The 16,508-nt window shown below is 69.2% G+C and carries 15 protein-coding genes and 2 pseudogenes; 9 read left to right on the top strand and 8 right to left on the bottom strand.

Annotated features, from left to right (window positions below; all coding sequences use genetic code 11):
- Positions 1–577: 577 nt before the first annotated feature.
- Entirely contained in the window at positions 578–1,687 is a 1,110-nt protein-coding gene (locus ACIQKA_RS30265; RefSeq protein WP_402542974.1) for a winged helix DNA-binding domain-containing protein, read from the bottom strand.
- 254 nt (positions 1,688–1,941) lie between these two features.
- The gene (locus tag ACIQKA_RS30260; RefSeq protein WP_366378022.1) at positions 1,942–2,685 is read right to left on the bottom strand and encodes an NAD(P)H-binding protein; all 744 of its coding nucleotides are present in this window, start codon (positions 2,683–2,685) and stop codon (positions 1,942–1,944) included.
- An 88-nt stretch (positions 2,686–2,773) separates the two neighbouring features.
- On the opposite strand from ACIQKA_RS30260, the gene ACIQKA_RS30255 reads away from it, so the two are divergent.
- The 4 genes from ACIQKA_RS30255 to ACIQKA_RS30240 all read left to right on the top strand — a co-directional run bounded on the left by ACIQKA_RS30255 (position 2,774) and on the right by ACIQKA_RS30240 (position 6,238).
- The gene (locus ACIQKA_RS30255; protein ID WP_383435095.1) at positions 2,774–3,247 is read left to right on the top strand and encodes an RrF2 family transcriptional regulator; all 474 of its coding nucleotides are present in this window, start codon (positions 2,774–2,776) and stop codon (positions 3,245–3,247) included.
- A 338-nt stretch (positions 3,248–3,585) separates the two neighbouring features.
- Positions 3,586–4,947 carry a protein kinase gene (locus ACIQKA_RS30250; RefSeq protein ID WP_402542973.1) on the top strand — a complete coding sequence of 454 codons (1,362 nt, stop codon included), beginning with the start codon at positions 3,586–3,588 and terminating at the stop codon, positions 4,945–4,947.
- A 137-nt stretch (positions 4,948–5,084) separates the two neighbouring features.
- Positions 5,085–5,678 carry an RICIN domain-containing protein gene (locus ACIQKA_RS30245; protein WP_402542972.1) on the top strand — a complete coding sequence of 198 codons (594 nt, stop codon included), beginning with the start codon at positions 5,085–5,087 and terminating at the stop codon, positions 5,676–5,678.
- 335 nt (positions 5,679–6,013) lie between these two features.
- Positions 6,014–6,238, top strand: a complete 225-nt coding sequence (locus ACIQKA_RS30240) for a hypothetical protein (RefSeq protein WP_391096848.1) — start codon at positions 6,014–6,016, stop codon at positions 6,236–6,238.
- Between the two features lie 16 nt (positions 6,239–6,254).
- Here ACIQKA_RS30240 and ACIQKA_RS30235 read toward each other — a convergent pair.
- Positions 6,255–6,577 (bottom strand): annotated as a pseudogene (locus tag ACIQKA_RS30235) (transposase); the annotation flags it as partial.
- A gap of 58 nt (positions 6,578–6,635) precedes the next feature.
- Positions 6,636–8,858: an NB-ARC domain-containing protein gene (locus tag ACIQKA_RS30230; RefSeq protein WP_402542971.1), complete on the bottom strand. Its 2,223-nt coding sequence runs from the start codon at positions 8,856–8,858 to the stop codon at positions 6,636–6,638.
- Between the two features lie 237 nt (positions 8,859–9,095).
- On the opposite strand from ACIQKA_RS30230, the gene ACIQKA_RS30225 reads away from it, so the two are divergent.
- On the top strand, positions 9,096–9,644 hold the full coding sequence (locus ACIQKA_RS30225; RefSeq protein WP_383157820.1) for a phosphatase PAP2 family protein: 549 nt from the start codon (positions 9,096–9,098) through the stop codon (positions 9,642–9,644).
- Positions 9,645–10,313: 669 nt separating this feature from the next.
- Here the strand turns inward: ACIQKA_RS30225 and ACIQKA_RS30220 are convergent.
- A complete protein-coding gene (locus ACIQKA_RS30220; RefSeq protein ID WP_383331280.1) occupies positions 10,314–10,682 on the bottom strand; it encodes an STAS domain-containing protein in 369 nt (122 codons plus the stop codon).
- A 169-nt stretch (positions 10,683–10,851) separates the two neighbouring features.
- Between ACIQKA_RS30220 and ACIQKA_RS30215 the strand changes: the two genes are divergently transcribed.
- Both ACIQKA_RS30215 and ACIQKA_RS30210 read left to right on the top strand, forming a co-directional pair.
- Positions 10,852–11,316 (top strand): ATP-binding protein, encoded by a 465-nt coding sequence (locus ACIQKA_RS30215; RefSeq protein ID WP_383157814.1) that lies wholly within the window; start codon positions 10,852–10,854, stop codon positions 11,314–11,316.
- Between the two features lie 407 nt (positions 11,317–11,723).
- Positions 11,724–12,071 (top strand): hypothetical protein, encoded by a 348-nt coding sequence (locus ACIQKA_RS30210; RefSeq protein WP_383157813.1) that lies wholly within the window; start codon positions 11,724–11,726, stop codon positions 12,069–12,071.
- Between the two features lie 470 nt (positions 12,072–12,541).
- Here ACIQKA_RS30210 and ACIQKA_RS30205 read toward each other — a convergent pair whose 3' ends face one another.
- The 3 genes from ACIQKA_RS30205 to ACIQKA_RS30195 form a co-directional block, all read right to left on the bottom strand.
- Positions 12,542–13,069, bottom strand: a complete 528-nt coding sequence (locus ACIQKA_RS30205; protein ID WP_402542970.1) for an endonuclease/exonuclease/phosphatase family protein — start codon at positions 13,067–13,069, stop codon at positions 12,542–12,544.
- Between the two features lie 328 nt (positions 13,070–13,397).
- The gene (locus ACIQKA_RS30200; protein WP_391096852.1) at positions 13,398–14,240 is read right to left on the bottom strand and encodes a methyltransferase domain-containing protein; all 843 of its coding nucleotides are present in this window, start codon (positions 14,238–14,240) and stop codon (positions 13,398–13,400) included.
- A gap of 361 nt (positions 14,241–14,601) precedes the next feature.
- A complete protein-coding gene (locus ACIQKA_RS30195) occupies positions 14,602–14,919 on the bottom strand; it encodes an STAS domain-containing protein (RefSeq protein WP_402542969.1) in 318 nt (105 codons plus the stop codon).
- Between the two features lie 186 nt (positions 14,920–15,105).
- Here ACIQKA_RS30195 and ACIQKA_RS30190 point away from each other — a divergent pair, with 186 nt between their 5' ends.
- Together ACIQKA_RS30190 and ACIQKA_RS30185 are read left to right on the top strand one after the other, a co-directional pair.
- Positions 15,106–15,675, top strand: coding sequence for a hypothetical protein (locus tag ACIQKA_RS30190; protein WP_402542968.1), 570 nt, complete (start codon positions 15,106–15,108; stop codon positions 15,673–15,675).
- A gap of 225 nt (positions 15,676–15,900) precedes the next feature.
- A pseudogene (locus ACIQKA_RS30185) lies at positions 15,901–16,503 on the top strand (IS3 family transposase); the annotation flags it as partial.
- Positions 16,504–16,508 lie beyond the last annotated feature (5 nt).

Genomic DNA, 16,508 nt, shown 5'->3' with positions numbered 1-16,508 from the left:
CGTCCTTATCTCGGCGGCGGCCCCTGCCTGGTAGACCGGGGCCACGGAAAGGGGTCGTCACCTCCCTGTCACCGCATGGGCGGGTGAGGGCTGGGAGGAGCTCTGCCTTCGGCAGGTCGAGGAGGTGAGGGTGCTTGGCCCTGCCGGAGGTGAAGACCTGTGCCATGGCCGCGCGAGACGGAACCGGACGGCCGCACGAGCCGGCGAACCCCGCACGGGAAGGGGAGGCCCGCCCACATCCGACGGTCGAGACGCCGGCCCACCCGGGCCGCCCGCGGTCCGGGTGAGCGGCGAGGTTCAGGGCGCGGCTGCGGCAGATCCCCAACACGGCCTGAAGAGCGAGGCTTCCGGGACTCGCAGTACCGCGCCGTCCAGACCCGGTGAAGGCGTTGGACTTCGACACACCATCGCCGAACAGGGGCCGCCGGCGACTCGGAGCCGGCTCCACTCCCCACTTCGGCGGTCCGGATACCGCCGATGACACCACCGCACCGACGGGTGGGGCGACCATCCAGCGCGCGCCGGTCCCGCCGCAAGACCTGTCCGACCCGTCTCCTGCGGCCATGCCCTACGTGGTTCAGTCGAAGCGGACGGAGCGTGCGCCGTCGGGTGCGGTCAGGAAGGCGAGCAAATCCTCGCCTTCCTGGACGAGGACCTCGCGCTCCTTCTTCGTCAGCGAAGCAAAGGGCTCCAGAACCAGAACAGCCCCCTTGCGTCGCTGCTGCTCGATTCGCCAGATGCCGCGGACGAAGCCGTCCAGGAGGAAGGTCGCCCGTATCAGACCGTTGCGCGTGAAGACCAGTCGGTGTTGCTCCTCGGTGAGGATGCGGCTGCGATCGGCGTGGGACAGCAGAATGTTGTCGAACTCGGGCAGATAGCGCACCGGGACCGGGAGATCACGGTCGGGCAGAGGCGCGTTCAGCACGTCCAGGAGTTCCACGCCATTCTCATCGCGGAAACTGCGCAGCCGCGGACGCAGCCGGCGCACGGTCTCGGCGATCCTCGTCATTCCCGACCAGACCTGTATGTCTTTGACGGACGCCGGGCCAAATGCCGCGAGGTAGCGTTCAACCATCGAATCCGGGGACACGCCGGCTGCGAGGGGACGGCCGAGCCAGGACTCGGCCGTGGTGTGTACCGCCCGACCGCTCTCGCCCCAGAGCCCGCGCGGCGGCACCTGCACGAGCGGCGTCAGGTTGCGTACGGCGTTCGCCAGGGCGGACGGATCGCGCCCGGACCAGCGTTCTGCGAGCCGGATGCCCAACCCACCCAGCGTGAGGGGCTCCTCCTCGACCAGCTTTCGACCCAGCTCAGCCACCTCCGCCAGGTCGAGTCCTTCGAGCTTGCGGCCGAAGGTGCCCTTGAGGCCTTGGACAAGAGCGCCGGCAAGGACCGGCCGCAGTGTCAGGCAGTCGTCCGCAGTGACGAGGTGGATGGTGCCTCGCATCAAAGCCACCCGTACCGCCTCGCGTCCCCGCACGGGTCCGGCAAGGTCTTCAGGGACGAAGCCGGACAACCGCGTCCACAGTCCGATGTAGGGCGGATCGGGGGCCTGGGCCTGCATGCCTACCAGGCGCGTGATCACCGCGGCAGGCGTCGCATCCACCCGCTCGGTCAGCATCTGGCGGACCAGCAGGCTCCTGTTGAGCGCCCGGCGGTCCAAGACGTTCGAGTCCCCTGTCGCCATAGCGGCGGATCCTTTCATGGGGAGCCTCTACGGCGGAAGTGACGACCCTCCGACTCGTTCATCAGGAACGGGTTGATCCGGTCACGGTGAACGAACGACCCGTGGGTGTGGGTACCCGGGGGACACCTTTGGGGCCGAGGCGGGTGCCGACAGGGCGGATCCTGCGCCGCTGACGATCACCACTGCGCCCCGGAGGCTCCGGCAACCCGGATTCCGCCGTCCTCTCTCCATCGGGATCGCAGCGGTGCGGGAGGCTACCGCTGTTGTGCGAGCCACGCGTCGAAGGTGGTCGGTGCGATGCGGGCGCCCTCGCGGGGGAGCAGTACGTCACCGGCCATCGCCGGGCCGAACAGCGACGACCACGTCGGTACGAGCTTGATCTTGCGGCCGCGCGCGTCGTTGGTGCGTCGGGCCATGTCCACCAGGTCCTGCGGTTCGGGGCCGGCGACCTCGCGGTAGCGTCCCTGCGGTGCGTCCGTGGCGATCTCGGCGAGGATGTCGGCCACGTCGGCGGGTGCGATGGGCTGGACGAGCAGCGGTGCGAGGGTGGCGGTGCCTTCCTGTTCGGTCCAGCTCGTCACCATCGCGGCGAAGTCGTGGAACTGGGTGACCGGAACGATGGTCCAGGGCACCGGGCCTTCGGCCACGAGACGCTCCTGCTCGCGCTTGCCGGCGTAGTGAGCGTTGCCTTCGACGCGGTCGACACCGGCGATCGAGAGGAGGACGTGGTGGCGGACGCCGGCCCGTTCCTCCGCGGAGAGCAGCGTCCGGGTGGTGGAGGCGAAGTACGCCACCGCTTCGTCCCGCTCGGTCGCGGTGCAGTTCGTGGCGTCCACGACGGCCTCGACACCGCTCAGAGCGGTGTCGAGGCCGTCGCCGGTGGTCAGGTCGACCCCGATTGAACGGCTGATGGGCACGACGTGGTGTCCGGCCCGTTCCAGGGCGGCGACGGTGAGGGCCCCGATGTTTCCGGTGGCCCCGGCTACGGCGACTCGCATGGTGTTCTCTCCCCTTGCTTCCTGTCTGCTGCACCGGACGCTATCTCGGACTAAAAAGATCTGCAATGTCTCAGATAGACTCGAGGCCATGAAGCTGCCAGTGAGTACGGAATGGCTGTTGCACTGCGCCACGTCACTGGCGCAGCTCGAGGTGGGAAGCACCGCGTCGGCGGCACAGCTCGCCCGGTACTTCGACCTCCCGGCGCCCTATCTCGCCAAACAGCTCCAGGCGCTGGTCAAGGCCGGTGTGCTGGCTGCGACGACCGGCCCACGCGGCGGTTTCCGCCTCGCCCGGCCCGCTTCCGAGATCACGCTCCTGCAGATCGTCGAGGCGGTCGACGGCGCGTCCTCGCCGTACGAATGCCGTGAGATCCGTCAGCGGGGACAGGGAGCGCTACCTGCCGAGGAATGCCGGAACCCCTGCATCCTCGCCGAGAAGATGGCCCGGGCCCACGAAGCCTGGCGGCACGTCCTCGCCACCAGCACGCTCGCCGAGATAGTCGACGCACTGCCCCCGTCGGCGCCGTCCCGCACCCGCCTGCGCCTGACCGGGACGCCGTAGCAAGCCCCCACCACAGGCAGCGCCCCGGGACCGGACCCGATGAGTCGGCAGGCCCCACGGACCGCTGCGGTTTTCGGGTTGCTGGACGGTGGCGTTTCGTGAACCTCGCAACACGCCGGTGGGAGACGGTGTCCCAAAAACGGGGTCTGACCACTGAGGTCGAACATTTCGCGAAGAGACCCCGGTCCACACAGAACAGCGCTCCGCGGCGCACAGGGTGGGAGGTCGTATCCGCGAGAAGCGGGGATGCTCGGGCTTTCCGGGGGTACCCGCCCCACCGCGGCACGTCGGCCACGGCTCGCCGAGAACACGGACCCGTCGACGCGGTGGGAGAGGCAATGAGGACCCACGATTTGGCCCGGGCCACCGCTGCCCCGTGTTCCGCCGAGATCTTGAGCGGTCGTTACCGTTTGGACGGACCGCTCGGTTCGGGCGGGGCCGCGGACGTCCACCGAGGTTTCGACCTGCGGTTGAGACGACCGGTAGCGGTCAAGGTCTTCAGGTCCGGAGCCGACGGCGGGATCGGTGAGGGCCTGCACGGCGAAGCCGTCATCCTCGCCCGCCTGCACCACCCCGGACTCATCGCCGCCTATGACGCCGGACAGCACGACGGACATGCCTTCCTGGTCATGCAACTCGTCGAGGGCGGTACGCTGAAGGACCGCATCGCTCAAGGCCCGCTGCCCCTCGCGGAGACCGCCGCGATCGGCGCCGACCTCGCTCAGGCGCTGGCTCACGCGCACGACGCGGGAATCGTGCATCGGGACGTCAAGCCGTCCAACATCCTCCTGGACACCGCCCACCGTCCGCATCTGGCCGACTTCGGCATCTCCCGACTGCTGGATGCCACCACCCACACCGCTACCGGCACCCTTGTCGGTACCGCTGCCTACCTCTCTCCCGAACAGGTCCTCGGTCGCCCGGTCGGCAGGCCCGCCGATGTGTACGCGCTTGGCCTGGTGCTGATCGAATGCCTCACGGGCAGGCTCGAGTACGACGGCGCACCCCTCGAATCCGCGATCGCGCGCCTGCACCGGAGCCCTGTAGTCCCCCACTGGTTGCCGGAAGGGTTGAGCACCCTTCTCAGGGAGATGACGACCCTGGACGAGGAGTCCCGCCCTACCGCCCTCGACTGCGCACGCGCCCTGGCGGCGCTGCCCGGGAGGACGCACAACGTGCACGGGCCGTCGGCGAACGCCACGAGCCTCGTCGCCGACCGAAGGTCATCACCGACGGTCGAAGGCACGCGCGCCCATCCTTCCCCCGCTGAAGGACGGGTCGCTTCCGGAGGAGCGTCCACGCGCGGACGCACCCTTGCGGCCGGCACCGCAGTGGTCCTCGCAGCCATCGCGGTGACCGCCCTCACCGTCGCCGGTGGTTCCGGATTCCAAGGCGATGACCGGGGCGCGACCGGGACCACTGGCGCTCCCGCCGGAGAGCCGGGCCCTTCTGCCGCTTCAGGTCCAGGGGAGAGCGCCGCGGTGTCCCGGGCGGCACCGTCTCCCACCGCACCCGAAGTCACCCCTGAGGCCTCGACCGGCCCGACCTCCGAACCGGAGACCACACGCCGCCCCGCAGCCACCACAACGCGTGACGCAGAGAAAGTCGGGCCTCCGCACCGACCGCCGGGCCAGGCCAAGAAGCCGAAAGGGCCCAAGAACAAGGACCAACGGCAGAAGGCACCCCGGTCGGCCCCCTAGTCTCCGCGCAAGCGGTGACCGGGCCACGGGCCCCGCTCGGCAACCCCGACGGCCACGCCTTCTGACGCGGGCAGGAGGCCCGCGCCGACGCCGAGCACGAGCGGCGCCGCGCCGCTGAGCGGGAGGCACGGTGTCCGGTGTGCAAGCAATGCGGAGGAAAGTTCACCGACGAGCGCTGGGAGAAGATCGCCCCGCACCGGACCGCCGTACGGGCCGGGGACAAGTCCGTGTGCGGGCCGTGCCGCGCCGACGACGTCGCCCGCGAGGAAGCCGCCCGCCTCCGGGCCGCCGCTGCGCCGGAGCCGCAGGACGGCCCCGAGCCGGAGAGGGGCCGCGGCTGGTTCCGCCGCCGGACCCGACCGCACGGGCCCATCCAACGGCGCCGACCCACCGCAGGCCCTGCACAGCACCACATGAAGTGGACCGCCACCCCACCGACGGCGTACGAAGGTAAGGGCTTCTACTGGATCAAGGCAGGAAACGGCTCCTGCCTGACCGTGCCCTACAACAACGGCACCCCGCCCGGCAATGGCACCCAGCTGTTCTGGTGGCAGTGCGAGACCTGCTGGTCCTCCGGCAGCCAGCTCTGGAACGTCACCCCGGTGGGCCAGTACGGCAGAACACGTGCCTACCACCTCATCAATCAGCGGACCGGCAAGTGTCTGACGCCGGGCCCCGCCACGACCGGTGGCAAGGTCGGCAAGGTCACGCAGGCTACCTGCCCGGCCTGATGACGACCGAGGGGATGCTTGCGTGGCATGCATCCCCGACTTGCACAAAGACCCGTCGTGAACTCAGGCGTTCGAACGATGGGCCCGCGCGAAACGATCGGAACGAAACCGTACTTCCTGTGCATCTGGCGGAAGAACGCCGACCGTATTTTTGCAGGGGAAACTGCATGGGACCGTACCCGTTCCCCGTGATCGACTGTGCCTGCCGCAGGGGCGCCGCCCCGAACCGGCGGACAACCTCACCGCTGACACCGCGCGCGCCGGCCTGACCTCCTTCGGATGGTCCGGGAAGGAAGAGCGGGAAGTGTCGAGCAGAGCGAAAGGCAAGAATCCGCATGAAGCAGAAGATCACTTCGTTCGCCGGTGCCCTGGCAATGGCCGGTGGCGTCGTCATCGCAGCCGTGGCCGCCGCCACCGGCCAGGCGACCGAGACGAACCACGGACAGCCCGTTTCCGCCCCTACCCCGCACGCCACCGTTGTCTTCAGCGAGCTGTCCGACTCCACCCTCGCCGCGCCGCTCAGCGAGCTGGCCGCCGGCCGGCGCACTCCGCGCGCCTAGGTTCTGCCGTCAAATGTCACGCCGACATCAGGAGTGACGCGAGGGCGACGGCGGCTGCGCAGGACTCGGCGTTCTTGTCGTACCGGGTGGCGATGCCGCGCCACTGCTTCAAGCGGTTGAAGCACCGTTCCACGACGTTGCGGGGCTTGTGGACCTCACGGTCGAAGGCCGGCGGGCGGCGTCCGTGGCTGCCGCGCCGGGCCCGGTTGCGGGCCTGGTCGGCCCGTTCGGGAACCGTGTGCGGTCGTTGGTGTCGCCGCCCGTCACGACGAAGCCGAGCGGGCGGCCGCGGCCGTCGCGGGCCAGGTGGATTTTGCCGGTCAGCCCGCTTCTGGACCGGAAGCGTGACGAATGATCTGTTCCACCGGCCGCGGAAGCGTTCCGGTGCCGACCTGCTTCACGTACGCGTGGTGAGCCGCGTGACTGCCGCGTCATACCGTGCTTGGAGCCTTGTGTCCTTCGAGACCTTCAGCAGGACGCCAAGCGCTCGTACTGCGCCGTCCTCATAGCCGGAGGACTCCGCTTCCCGGGCTGCGAGCTCGAGCTGTTCGATGCCCTCGGCTTCGTGCCCGAGGCCCAACAGCGCCTCTCCCTTCACCATGTGCAGCAGTATCCGGGGGATGTCGGCCGTGCCGGAGTGATCGTCGAAGGCCAGTGCCACAGTCGCTGTGTCGAGGGCCTTGCGCCACTTCCCCGCGTCGGCCCGATGACGGGCCAGGTGCTGCAGGGCCAGTCTTTCGATGGTCCGGTCATCGGCTCTGCGAGCCAGGTCCGCAGCCCGCTCGCACCCCTGCGCGGCCTCGTCCAAGCCGCCGAGAGCCGCCTGCGCCATGGCCAGAACGATCAGGGCGTTCGCCTCGGCCACCGGGTCGCCCGTCCGGCGGGCGAGCGCAGAGGCCGCCTTCAGGTGAGTCAGGGCCTCCTCGATACGCCCTTCTTCGATCAGCACCCAGCCGAGAACGTTCAGTACGCGTGACTCGCCGTGCTGATCGGCATCGATCCGTGCCGACTCCAGCCCGGTCTCCAGGAGCGAGGCCCAGCCGTCCCGTACACGCCACACGATCAGCGGCCACAGCGTCATGACGATCCGCCAGGCCCTGTCATGCAGTCCGGCGGCATGCGCCGCAGCGACCGCCAGCGTGAGGTCGTCCCTCTCCTCCGCATACCAGGCCACGGCGGCGGACCGGTCACCGAACTCCCGCACCACGGCAGGCGGCAGGTAGTCCGCCGGCAGAGGGAAGCACTCCTCGTTTCCGGGCTCGGCCGCCGCCACGGCCGCGAGGCCCGTGGTGATGTAGTAGTCGAGCAGGCATGTAAGTGCTTCGGGCGCGGCCTCCAGGCTCCGTGCGTAAAGCCGCACCAGATCGTGCATGATCCACCGACCGGGTGCCGTCTCCGTGACGAGGTGCGCAGCGGCCAGCTTCTCCAAGGCGGCTTCGGCGGCCGGAGGATCCGTGTCCGCCAGGGCTGCCGCCGTGTACCGATCGATATGGACACCGGGATGGCGGCCGAGACGGGCGAAGTGACGGGAGACGTCCTGCGGAAACTGTTGCAGCGTCACGCGCAGGGCCGCCCGCACGCCGGTGTCCTCCACGTCCAGCAGGCTCAGCCTGCGCGTCTCGTCGGACAACTCCTCAGCCATCGCCTCCAAAGACAAGCCGGGCCACTGCGTCAACCGGGCAGCCACCACCCGCAGCGCGAGGGGCAGTCCGTCGCACAATTCGGCCAGCCGCCGTGCGGCCACCGGCTCCGCGCCGACCCGTTGCGCACCCAGCACCGCGGCGAGCAGCATCGTGCCGTCCTGCGGATCCAATACGTCCACCGAGATGGGCCGAGCCGTGTCGGTGACGATCAGCCCCGGCAGCCGGTGCCTGCTGGTGACAACAGTCACGCAACGGCTGCCACCGGGAAGAAGCGGCCTGACCTGCTCGGAGTTTCGCGCGTTGTCGAGCACCACGAGAAGCCGACGGTCGGCGGTGAGCGAACGAAACAGGGCAGCCGCCCCGTTCACCGACTCCGGTACCTGGTCGAGCGGCACACCGAGCGCCGGCAGGAACTCCCGCAGCACCTCCATGAGCGCGGGCTCGCCCGTGTCGCCGAAGCCCCGCAGGTCGGCATAGAGTCGCCCGTCGGGAAAACCGGCAGGGCTGTGGTGGGCCCAGTGCAGTACGAGGGCCGTCTTTCCGACTCCGGCGGGTCCGACGACGAGACATACGGGCGCCTCGCCTTCGGCGGCCCGGGACAGGGCGTCGAGCTCCGCCGCCCGCCCGTGGAAACCACGCGGTGCGCGCGGCAGCAGGTCAGGCGCAGAGGCCTGGCCGACAGCGCCCGGCGCCGAGGTGGATGACGGCGCATCCGCAGTGCGGGTCTTGCGGGGGCGGCCCAGGCTCGCGAGGCGTTCCAGCTCCTGTGCGCCGGCCTTGTCCAGGACGAGGGCTTCGGCCAATGCCTGCACGGTGCGACGCTGAGGCCCGCGGGAATGCCCGCGTTCCATGTACGACAGCGCCCGCACGCTTACCCCCGCGGCATGCGCCAGTTCCTCCTGGCTCAGCCTGGCCTCCGTCCGCAGACGGTGCAGAAGCGTGCCGAAGCCCCCGTCGACTGGTGTACCGCTGTCCATAACCTGCATATCCCCTGGTCAGTGCGGTCCGGTCGAGACGCCGTATTCCGCCTGCAAAAGTATGCACGAACTACTTTTGCAGGCGAAGCGCACTTTCTCGCCACGGTCCAGGAGCCAGCCCCTCGCAGTACGGCGGGGGAGCTGCACCTCCCCGAGCCCCTTGCGCGCGGGATGACGGAGACCGTTGTCCGTAATGTGCTCTGTGTGGCACGGCCACGACCGGGGAAACGGCGAAGCATGGACATCCTGGCCGCACCGCGGAACGTCGATCACTCCCTGACCCGGCGCATGGCCGCCTGGGACTCTGCCTGGGCCCGCCAACTGCTGCCTCCGGTGGAGGAAGCAGCCGAGCACACCAAGCTGTGGTGGGCAGCAGCCGCAACGATGGCGGCCGTCGGAGGCCTACGCGGGCGCAGGGCAGCAGCAGCCGGGATCACGGCCGTGGCGGTGGCGGAGCTGCTGTCCAACGCGGTGGTGAAGAAGCTCGTCGAGAGACGACGGCCGCCCAAGGAGTGGATCCCCCACGACGACGTCGAGGACCGGCCCGACAGCTCCTCCTTCCCCTCCGGGCACACCGCCGCCGCGGTGGCCTTCACCGCCGCCGTCGCACCCACCTGGCCCTGGGCCGGAGCCGCGTGCGCCGTTCCCACCGTGCTGGTGGCGATCGAACGGATCCACAGCGGCGCGCACTATCCCTCCGACGTCGCCGCCGGCGCCGCCATCGGCCTGTCCGTGGCCGCCCTGGTCCGATCGGCACCCCGCCTCGCCCTCCGCCACCTCGTATGAACCGAGCCACCCGTGAGCGACCTGCACGCCACCGCGGGGTGCGAATGCCGCAACAGCGGCTTGCGCGTTCCCCAGAGGCGAGGGCCGCTCACGGCAGCGAGTTCCGAGGTCCGACAGAAGCCTGATCGAGATCCGCACTCCTTCAGCCACCCGGGAGCACGAGCGCACCTCCGCACGGCTGCCGTCATCAGTTCGAGGGAGGCACGGGGGAGGAGTGCGGGACTCGAAGGTGCTGTCTGCGTCGGTCCGGAGCCGGTTGTCGCGAAGGTGGGAGTATCGCGGTGGCAGGCAGGCAGGCAGGCAGGCAGGCAGGCAGGCAGGCAGGCAGGCAGGCAGGCAGGCAGGCAGGCAGGCAGGCAGGGAGGGAGGGAGGGAGCTGAACGGCAGCCACCTGCGGACATGCTGACCATGGACCTGCCGTCGGCAGGCCCGCTCTTCTACCAGCACGCCTTTGACCAGCACGGACGCCGGGTCGTAAACAACTCGGTCACCGACGGGCGACGATCATGGCCCGGTCGGTGCGAATGCCCCGAGGCCTTGCCGTCAGGTCCTCGAAACCATGAGCCACCCGGTCCACCATTCACCGTAAAAGGACGGTTCCGGTTTTCCGTCACATGACCGTGCTCACTGCGGTCACCACCCTGCTTCTTCTTCGCGATGCGCCGCGGATCAGCTCTGCAGCGCGTCTTCGAGGGTGGGGTGGCAGTCGATGACGGTGTCGACGCCGACCAGGGTCAGGACACGCTGCACGGCTTCCTGGGCGGCGGCGATGCTCAGCCGGCCACCTGCTTCGTTGACCTGCCGATTGGCGGAGATGAGGACGTTGAGACCGCTGGAATCCATGAAGGTCACGCCTTCCAGATCCGCCACGATCCGCAGCGGTCCCGCGGCGACGTTCCCACCCAGCAGGGCGTGTTCCAGGATGTCTCTGGTGGTGTGATCGATCTCGCCCTGCAGTGTCACGACACAAACATCTTTGATCGTATGAGGCGTCGCGGAGAGCCGGTCGGACCGCGCGGATTCTTCGTTGCTGGTCATGGTCTCCTCATCAGCGCCTAGGCTTGCCCCGGGTCAGGAGTGAGCGTGGACGATTCCGCCCCACCCTTCCAGAGCAGCACACTCCGATGGCAGCACGATCAGCGTCTGCCGGGTAAGGATCATACGGGCGGGTAGCCGCGTCGCGTGAACGGGAACGAGGACGAAACCGATGGGCTCCCATACCGACGGTGACAACGACACCCAGCCTCCTCCGGACGGGTACCTGATGCGCGCCGGCTACGCGCTGGACGGCGACGGCGGTCGTATCGCCGCCGCCCGCCACCACACGACCGCCTTCCTGGACCGGGCCCGCGCCGAACACCGTCTGCCGGTGTCGCAGCGGGCGCGGGATCTGGCCGAACTGGTGGTCAGCGAGCTGGTCACCAACGCCCACAAGTACGCTCCGGGTCCCGTCCTGATGGAGTTGCGCGTCACTGCCGTCTGCGTGGACATCGTCGTGTGGGACAGCGATCCGGCCGTTCCGGCTGCTCGTGCCGCTGATCCGGGGCGGGTCGGCCAGCACGGTCTGGAGATCATCAAAGCGGTCGCCGAAGAACTGTTCATCGAGCAGGAACCGGTCGGCAAGCGCATCACCGCCCGTCTCGCCCTGGCCGACACCCCTGCCCCGGCATAAGGGAGGGAGGCGGCGGGGGCCAGGGGTTTCGTCAAGCGGACCTCTGGTCCCTCACCCACCCGGTATGGGCGCTGACGTCGGCATCGTCTTCGCCCGGGACGCGGAACCGCGCACTGTCCATTAGCTGTGGGAGAGCGGGTACAGCCCGGCTGAAAGAAGCACCGCACCGACCTGAATCTTGTTCCCCGGCAACTGTGTGATTTGTTCACTGTTTCGCATGCGGGGGTGGATGTGGGACGCTGAAAGGACACGAGACCGGTCGGCGCCATGGGCGGCGGCCTTTGGGATGCGGGAGTTGCCCCCACTCAGGGCACCCGGGGTCCCGCCATCGTCGTTCACCCCTCGTCTTCGGATCCGGGGTGTTTCGTCTGTGGGCTCATCAACCCCCGGAAGGGGGCGTGCCCAGTATGAACGTCACCACCACGATCACCGGTACCACGGCCCGTATCACTCCGCAGGGTGAAATCGATCTCGACACCCTGCCTCCGCTGCGCGCTGCTGTGGACCGGCTGCCGCTCCACGTCACCGACCTGCTGTGGGACCTGGAACACCTGTCCTTCACCGACGTGGCGGGCCTGCGCCTGTTGTTCGGTCCTGCCCCGCAGGGCGAACCCCAGCGCAGGACGACAGTGACAGGCCTGCAGGACCAACCCCTGCAGCTCCTGCTTCTCGCCGCAGACCTGTTCCCCACGGCCTACGACATTCCGCGGTTGATACCCGACACCCCCGCCGGCCTTCTGGCCCGTAGGCCCTGACCGCCTCCGGAACCGGACTTCTCTGCTCCGGATTCGGTGAAACGCGCGGCCGGTCCCGCCCTGGGGCCGGCCCCGGCCTGCTTCGCACCGATGCGGCTTCTGACCGACGAGCAGGCCGAGGAGCGTGGGAAGCCGGACATCGCCGCCCGCCTTGTCCGAAGGTGGGCGGCGGCCTGGTCATGACCGGGCGGGTGTCCGCTGTGACGAGCTCGGTCGGGCCCTCCCGCGTGCAGACTTCGGTCACCCGATTCTCATCGGCCGGGCCATGCCGCATGTGTGGGCTGCTGCACTCCGGTCGGGCACTTCGGACGCCTCCTCCCAGACTGCCGCGCCCCGCAGCAGGTTGTGGTCGGACATGTTGGCGGTGCGGCCCATGGCGTCGCCCTGCACGGTCTTGAAGTGGTCGGCGGACCCGAAGATGTGGTCCGGCTTCCCGTTGTCGTGAACGGGCTCGTCGGAACGGCAGTAGCTCAGGCCCGCACAGGCCGGTCCTCGTCGGTCTCGTCCACTTCGCCGTAGCGGCCCCTCCCGCCCTGGAAGCCGTAGAACTCGCCCATCTCGGGGTGGTCGGTGGGGTGGGCGTTGAAGTCGCCGCCCAGGATCACCGGCAGGGCCCAGGCATCGACCTGGGCCTGCTGGACGCGGGCCGTGTCGAGCAGATCCTCGTCGTCCTCACCCTTGTCGCCCCTGTGCGTCAGGTGGGTCATGCAAGCCAGCGCCGTGCGCCCCTCGATACCGCCCTTGGCCCAGAGCAGTGCCCGCTCGTTGGAATCGGCAGGGCTCTCCGGCAGGTCTGCGGTCAGAGGCTCCACGGGCGCGGTGCTTTTGACGAACACCGCCATGCCAAAGCGCTTGTCGCCCTCACTGGTCCACTCGCCGCAGCTTGCCGGACCGCTGCTCGTGGCGAGCCAGACCGGCTGGCAGCCGGTGAGGCTGTCGCGCAGGGCGGCGTACTGGCCGTAGCAGACCTCGGTCAGCAGGGGGTGTCGGCGGACCATTGTCCACCGAGGTCTTGATCGTGGCGGCCCACTGCGCCGCTGTGACGCCTTCGTGCGCGCACAGATCACCGCAGGTTTTGCACGTGAGCATCCGCACGGAAGGCGCGGCCGAGGGCGTGACGACGTCTGCGCGGGCCGCGGTGGGCGCGAGGCCGGCGGCCGCCAGGAGGGCGGCCGCACCGAAGGCCATCGTCCGGCGCAAGGCCCGCAGGGGTGTGGCGAGAGACGCTGTCCCAGGCTTACTCAAGACAGGAACATGCCTCTGACGTGCACGTTCAGGGCACGAGTACGGGGGAGGCAGCCGGGATGGCGGTGGTCGGGGTGGAGGTCAGAGCGGCTTGAGCGCCGTGACGACGAAGTAGTCGAGGATCTTGTCCTCATATGCGCGCAAGAAGTTGCGCGGCCAAGTACCGGGGGCCCACCAACGAGAAAGCCAGCAGTCCCAACCGCGCCAGACCTCCGGGCCGATGGACACGGCCCGCACCTCGGCCAGGCCCGCGGCCGTGAAGGCCTCGGAGAGGGCGGTCACGGGCCGGGCGATGTCCAGACCGCTCGCGTACGTGTCCAGCAGCCTTGCGAGTTGTTCGGGTCGGCCGGGGGCTTCATCCGCGGTGAAGAAGCTGGTGACGGCCACGGTTCCGCCGGGCCGCAGGACCCGAGTCGTCTCGGCCGCGAAACCGCCGAGGTCGGGGAAGTGCTGCATGGCTTCGACACTGACGACGACATCGAACGCCCCGTCCTGCCAGGGCATCCGCTCCGCGGCCCCCTCGGCGAACCGCAGCCGGTCCGGCTGCTCGCCCAGCAGCACGGCCTGCTCCTCGCGGGCCCGGACCAGCTGGTCGGGGTGGATGTCCATGCCGGTGACGCCATCGGGCTCGTACTCGGTGAGGGCGACCGCGCAGCCCATGCCCAGCCCGCAGCCCACGTCCAGCACCTGCCGTCGGCGCAGCGGCCCGGCGGCGTCCAGGACGTGCCGGTACAGGGCCTGCTGGCTGCGGGCCCGCTCGTCCTCGCCGAGCGGGCCGGCCAGATCGATGCCCTGCCAGTAACCGAAGTTGATGAAGCCACCGCCGAACATCGGCTGGTGCCCGAGGTTCAAGGGCCCGTACGTCTCCTGCACCGTCGGCCGGATACCGGGGTGCTCCTGCTCGACACCGGTGTCTTTCCTCATCACTGTCCGCGATCCTTCCCGGTGCGACCCGACCGCTGCCACCGCCGCACTGTGCAATCCCACCGATCCTGCCCCCGGCGCCGTGCGATCATGCCGGGGGGCCGCCGGAGCCGGGCGAGGACGCCCACGGGCGGTGGTGTGTGCTCACGTACGGGGCGGATCGGTTCAAGAGAGACCGGGCGACAGTCATCCGGTGCGACGAACCCGCTGTCCGCCGGAGTCGGTCCCGGCGAACGGCGGCGGTCACCTCCAGCGCCATTGACCTTCGGCTTTGTCGTCTTCGCCGACCTCCTCCTGGTCGATCACGTACTTCCTCGCCGCGCGCGAGCGAAGGCACGCCCCTCGTCCTCATCTCCGCTTCTCAGCGCGCGCTCAGCAGTTTCAGACCTGCGTCGAGGTCGTGGGCCACGGCCATGTCGTCGAAGTCCACGCCGAGCTGGACCACCGTCTGTGCGACGGTCGGGCGTACTCCGACCAGTACGGGGTGGGCGCCGAGCATCTCGGCGACCGATGCGATCAGGGAGAGCCGGCGTCCGACGAAGGTGTCGACCATGTCGACCGCGGAAAGGTCGATGACGACACCACGGGCTGCCTGGTCGACGATCCGGAAGGACAGATCCTCCTGAAGGGCGATGACTGCCGCGTCGTCCAGAACCGCCGGAACGATCACCACAAGCACGTCTCCGATACTCAGGACCGTTTTTCCCTGCCCGTTCATCGCCCCACGCCTCCCGTGCCGGTGCCCGGAGTGATCCGCCGGACTGAACTCGTCGCCTTTCGGGGGAGCCGCAGCCAAGTCCAGCACCTGTCCTCGAAAGTGGCTTCTCTTCCCCTCCCGCTTCTACGGTCCGACTGCGGTTCCCGGATGCAGGGGCCGGCAGAGGGCATCCACACTGTTGGTGAGCCGGAGTTCGAAGGTGGTGGCGGGACGGCCGAGGATCTGTTCGACGGCGGGGCTGACAGCCTGCTCGCGCGGGCGGGGGTGCCGATGATGTCGAGGGTGCTGTCGACCACCGGGGCGGGCATGAAGGTGAGCATCTGCGCGCGGACCTCCTCCCAGGGATCGTTCGATGAAAGTGACGTGCTCGCCGAGGGCGGCGACGCGCTGGAGTGGGGTGGTCGAGGCAGGGCCGGTGAGTTCGTGGGTGACCTTGGCGTGGCCGGGCCGCGTCAGAACGGTGGCGGCGATGTCGTCGGGGTCGATGACCGGAAGGCCGACGTTGCCGAAGGGCGGCGTGACGGTTCGGCCCCCGACCGAGGGTGCTCAGACGTAGGCATGGGGGGCGAACCCGCCCGGATGCAGGAGGGTCCGGTCGGTGCCGGATTCCATGAGGACCTGCTCGTAGGAGGCGAAGGCCTGTCCGCGGGATATGGAGTCCTGACGGGTGGCCATTCCTTTGGCCATTCCTTGGGAGAAGAGCAGGACCGAGGCTGATCCTTTGGAGTGGACACCCTGACAATGGATCTTGATGGCCCGGGGAGGGATGTCCAGGTGGGACGCAGGTCTCCGTATCCGGAGGAGTTCAGGCAGGACGCGGTCGCGCTCCACCTCGCCGTGTCCGGGAAGCGGACGTACGCGGCGGTGGCCGCGGATCTCGGTATCGCCGAGAAGCCGCTGCGGACGGTGGGCACGCAAGGACGAAGTCCAGGCCGCGCCTGCCGGCACCTGCGGAGGAGGAGACGGACGACGATCGCGGACAGGACCGCGTCGCCCGCGCCGGACCTGGTGATGTGCGAATTCACCGCCGCCGAACTCAACACCAGGTGGTGCGGCGACATCATCTGTACAGCCGTCGGCGCGACCTGGCTCTACCGTGCCACGGTGATCGACATCTGCTCGAGGAGGGTGGTCGGCTGCTCGATCGCGGACCACATGTGCACCTCGTTGGTCACCGACGCGATCGAGATGGCCGTGGCAGCCCGTGGCGACCGGGTCCGCGGCGTCGTTTTTCACACCGACAGGGGCGCCCAGTACGGCCCGGCCGCCTTCGCCGAGGTCTGCCGCCGGCACGGCGCCCGTCACGGCACGGGCCGGGCCGGCTCGGGTCACGACAACGCTCTCGCCGAGTCGTTCTTCCAGGGCCTCAAGCGCGAGTTGCTCCACGGACGCCGCTGGACCTCAAAGGCACAGACCCGGCTCGAGCTGTTCCGCCGGCTCTCGTATGACAACAGGCGCCGCCGCCACTCCGCACTCGGCTACCGCACACCAGCCGAGTTCGAACAACGACTGATCACAACGCGTACGCTGTCACTCGTCGCATGAAAGCC

It is taken from the genome of Streptomyces sp. NPDC092045 (genome assembly GCF_044756005.1).
Classification (GTDB): Bacteria; Actinomycetota; Actinomycetes; order Streptomycetales; family Streptomycetaceae; genus Streptomyces.
Note: the sequence above shows the minus strand (reverse complement) of the source record. Positions and strands in the feature narration are given on the sequence as shown.